General features: G+C 37.8%; 4 protein-coding genes and 1 pseudogene. 4 read left to right on the top strand and 1 reads right to left on the bottom strand.

The genetic code is table 11. The features are described 5' to 3' along the window. Positions 1-138: 138 nt before the first annotated feature. Positions 139-1,476, bottom strand: a complete 1,338-nt coding sequence (locus VB654_RS22860) for a Rieske 2Fe-2S domain-containing protein (protein ID WP_323216116.1) — start codon at positions 1,474-1,476, stop codon at positions 139-141. Positions 1,477-1,703: 227 nt separating this feature from the next. On the opposite strand from VB654_RS22860, the gene bcp reads away from it, so the two are divergent. The 4 genes and pseudogenes from bcp to VB654_RS22840 form a co-directional block, all read left to right on the top strand. Then, on the top strand, positions 1,704-2,183 hold the full coding sequence (gene bcp, locus VB654_RS22855; protein ID WP_323216115.1) for a thioredoxin-dependent thiol peroxidase: 480 nt from the start codon (positions 1,704-1,706) through the stop codon (positions 2,181-2,183). 142 nt (positions 2,184-2,325) lie between these two features. Next, complete coding sequence (locus tag VB654_RS22850) at positions 2,326-2,985, top strand: type I restriction endonuclease (protein WP_323216114.1); 660 nt, start codon at positions 2,326-2,328, stop codon at positions 2,983-2,985. Positions 2,986-3,027: 42 nt separating this feature from the next. Next, positions 3,028-3,654 carry a type I restriction endonuclease gene (locus tag VB654_RS22845; RefSeq protein WP_323216113.1) on the top strand — a complete coding sequence of 209 codons (627 nt, stop codon included), beginning with the start codon at positions 3,028-3,030 and terminating at the stop codon, positions 3,652-3,654. A 3-nt stretch (positions 3,655-3,657) separates the two neighbouring features. Further along, positions 3,658-4,516 (top strand): annotated as a pseudogene (locus tag VB654_RS22840) (cysteine desulfurase family protein); the annotation flags it as partial.

The following is a 4,516-nucleotide window of genomic DNA, read 5'->3' as shown; positions in this document are numbered from 1 at the left end:
TTAAGGAAAAAACCACACTATATTACGAAAAGTAAATAGGGTAAAAATCCTTACCAATGACAAAGGACAAATGACGACCCCCACCAGTTAAGTTTATTTACGCCCACTTACTTAATTCGTAATTTGCAATTCGGTAAACTAAACTTTTTCAGGATGTATATAGTCTACAAAGTAGAACTTAGGAATTAGCCGGAATTTCAGCCAAGAGTAAGCAGCCATACTTAAAGCGGCTGTAATTACCAAAGGTAAACCAAGCTTGATTCGGAGTGCATCAGGAAGTAAAGCCACAGCAGCAATTACAATCATGCTATATACCAAAAGTCCCACCTGTAAGCGCTGTATAACCTTTAGCGCATTGCGACAACTACTACAATGCTGGGTATGTTGTGAATAACGATCCAGCAACACAGAACGATTATCATTCATTTGCGGGCTGGTTGGCACAGTAACTCCCACTTCTCTCCACGGTAGCTGACCAAAACAATACTTATCAAACCAATTCCGAAACTCAATTACCAAACGGTCTGCACTTGTTGGTAACTTGTAGATGGTTTTCCAGGTTTCAACTGCTTGTCTTTGTTGCAGATACTTTTCTTGCTGATGTAAAACAATCATGTCTCCATCTAGCACCAGATTACGGGTATTGATATGAGTCCACCACCGGGGTGTCAACCGATGTAGTTTTTTAGCAAAGTTACGGCTAAATTGAGCGACAATTCTGGACTTACCAGGAGACACCGGAATACAGTAAGTCACAAGTCCAAGTTTCTTCTCTCCAGAATCACCAAGGCTGATATTATACTCTAACCGACAAGGAGGTTCAAAAGTGATTGTAGTTTTCATGCGTCTATCAATCACCACTTCAATTAATTGAAAAGTTGACTCTACAATCTCCATCAATATAGGTGTAGCATATTCTCTCTTTCCCTGTACCCCGTGATGAGTAAAAGGTACGTGACTAGGGTCAGCGACATTTTCCACTAAAGTTTGCCAGTCATATTCCAAATCGCGGACATAAGAAGACCAAACATATCCCTTATCAGCATCTACTTGAGGTGACAGTGGTAACGGCGTATTGGCTGCTGTTTCTGCTGACTTATCATCAGGCCAAACCCAAATTAAATCATTAGCTTGGCGGACTGGTAGTGAAATTACACAGAATTGTTCTTGCTTTTTAGTAACAATTTCTGGCTTCTCTGCTTGGGGAATGTGAGTACAAATCCCTTGAGAATCAAATTGCCAACCATGATAACTACACATTAAATTACCAGTGTTTTCGTCCACCCGTCCTTCACTCAAAGGCGCAAGACGGTGGGGACATTGATCTAAAAATACCTGATAAGTCTCAGATGACTTAGGTTTCCAGATAACTAAACGAATTCCTAAAAGAGTGACTGGAGTTGGTCTTGTGGGGTCAATATCTTCTACAGGTGAGAGAGGATACCACTGTTGGAAAAAGTTAAATTTAGATGACATTATTAATATTGAGGAGGCTTAAATTTGGATGAAAGGTTCACGCAAAGTCAAGATATAAATAGTGTGACATGAGATGAAAAGGTGGGCATTGTTCAATTTGAATATAAAATGCCAAAATGACATCTCTTTAACTCTTCCTCTCGGCGACTCTGCGCCTCTGCGTGATAAAAAATTCATGGTCGCCGAATACGGGTAAGTTTTGCTACCATCCCCATCTAACACCAATCATGAGTAACATTCCTCAAACTGGACAACCTGCGCCTAATTTCCCCACACCTGACCAAAATAATCAGCCCATTAGCCTCAGTGATTTTAGCGGTCAGTGGGTTGTACTGTACTTTTACCCCAAAGATGACACCCCAGGCTGTACCACAGAAGCCAAAGACTTTACAGACTTAACTCCAGACTTCAGCGCTTTGGGAGCAAAAATATTAGGTGTAAGTCCAGATTCAGAAAAAGCCCATTGTAAATTTATTAACAAACATAATTTATCCATTACCCTGTTAAGTGATCCTGAACATCATCTCATAGAAGCTTATGGTGCATGGCGCTTGAAAAAATTCATGGGTAAAGAATATATGGGTGTAGCCCGGTCAACATTTCTGATCTCACCTGATGGGATAATTGCTTACACTTGGCCTAATGTCAAAACCAAAGGTCATGCACAAGCAGTATTAACTAAATTACAGGAATTAAATTTAAAATAAATTTTTGTTCGTAGTAAGCGATTCATCGCTTTTTGACACGATTGTAAAGGGCTAAAGCCCTGACTACGAACTTTATAAATTTCGCGCCTGACAGCGCTATCATCGAAGTAGGGTATAAGACTTTTCGCCAGTTGCAACAAACATGGTTCAAGTTATTTCAGCACAAAACATCACTCTCGCTTACTTAAAAGAAAATTTTGCTTTAGAGAAATCTGAAGGTCAGCAATTTTTTACAGAGTGGTTTGACTCTTTACCTGAAATTTCCGAATTAGAAAAGCAATACTTAGATAGAGTTAAAAGTAACTATCTCAGCTTATTAGAAACTACTCCTCTGCTAGAAGAAGCAGTAAAAATGGTAGTACTGTCTCCTTTATTAGATTTAGCTGAGTTTTATCGTTATCCCTTTTACATCGCTACGGAAGAATCTATAGAGATTAGTGAAACCATTATTATTAATCCTGAAGAGTCGGTAGAAACAGCTAAGGAAATTATTAAGGGTAAAATTGATGTATTAGTTATCCAAAATAAGTTATGGCTATTGATTGTAGAATCTAAACGCTCTAGTTTTTCTTTAGCTAAAGCAATACCTCAAGCACTTACTTATATGATAGCTGCACCTACTTCTGATTATCCTATATATTCGTTAATCATGAATGGGGAAGATTTCCAATTTATCAAATTAATTAAACAAAATAAAGCCGTAATATATGCCTTATCTGATAGATTCAGTTTATATAGACGTGAAAATGAATTATATAAAGTTTTACAAATTTTGATCAAACTAGGTGAAATTTTTAGTTGATTGTTTTTTCTAATTCACCCAATTATATACTGTGAGAAAACTATGGTTCAATTTATTCAAGCGCAAAATATTGGACTCGCCTATTTAGAAGAAAAATTTAATCTACAACAGGCTAAAAATGAGGCATTTTTTCCCGAATGGTTAGATAATTTACCAGGAATTACAGATTTAGAAAAACAAGAGTTAGATAAAATAAAATCTCATTTTCTGCGTTTAGCAAAATATCCTCCTTTATCTGAAGAAACAGTAAAATTAGTTGTTTTATCACCTTTGCTAAATCTGGCTGGGTTTTATGATGAACCTTTTTTTATGAGAAGTGAACAATCAATTGAAATTTCGGCGGAGGATAAAGGAGAAGTTATTCGAGGTAGAATTGATGTTTTGGTAATTCAAGAAGAATTTTGGTTATTGGTAATTGAGTCTAAACGTTCTAGTTTTTCTCTTTTAGAAGCTATACCCCAAGCACTGACTTATATGTTAGCTAATCCTCATCCAGAAAAAGCTGTGTTTGGATGTGTGACTAATGGTAGTGAGTTTATTTTTCTCAAGTTTATCCAAGAAAATATTTCCCAATATGCTTTGTCTGACCAATTTACGTTATTAAAAAGAAAAAATGAATTGTACGAAGTCCTCAGTATTTTAAAAAACCTCAGCCAAACTTTGAGTTAATTTATGTCTATTCGTCCTATATATCTCGATTGTCACGCTACTACGCCTGTGGATGAACGGGTATTAGCAGCAATGATTCCCTATTTTACAGAACATTTTGGTAATCCATCTAGTATTGGTCATGTTTACGGTTGGGAAGCTGAAGCGGCTGTAAAACAAGCACGGGAAATCTTAGCCGCAGCTATTAATGCGACACCTGAAGAAATTATCTTTACAAGTGGTGCAACTGAGGCGAATAATTTAGCTATTAAAGGTGTAGCTGAAGCTTATTTTTCTAAAGGTCAGCATATTATCACTGTGGCGACCGAACATAGTGCAGTTCTTGACCCTTGTACTTATTTGAAATCTCTGGGTTTTGATATTACTGTTCTCCCAGTTCAGCCAGATGGAATTATTGATTTAACTGAGTTGAAAAAAGCTTTGCGTCCAGAAACAATTTTGGTTTCGGTGATGGCTGCAAATAATGAAATTGGTGTATTGCAACCTTTGGCAGAAATTGGGGAAATGTGCCGGGAAAACAATATAATTTTTCATACAGATGCAGCCCAAGCTATTGGTAAAATTCCTTTGGATGTACAGGCGATGAAAGTTGACCTGATGTCGCTGACTGCACATAAAGTATATGGTCCCAAGGGTATCGGGGCTTTATATGTGCGTCGGCGTAACCCCAGAGTCCAAATTGCCGCCCAACAGCATGGCGGTGGACATGAACGAGGAATGCGTTCTGGAACCTTATACACGCCCCAAATTGTCGGTTTTGGCAAGGCTGTAGAAATTGCTTTAGCAACACAAGAGACGGAAAATCAACGTCTGACTGAACTCAGACAAAGATTATGGGAACAGCTTTCGCAGTTGTCAGGGG

The sequence above is a fragment of the Nodularia sp. UHCC 0506 genome (genome assembly GCF_034931045.1).
Lineage (GTDB): Bacteria > Cyanobacteriota > Cyanobacteriia > Cyanobacteriales > Nostocaceae > Nodularia.
The sequence above is the reverse complement of the archived record's forward strand: the minus strand, read 5'-3'. Positions and strand labels throughout refer to the sequence as shown.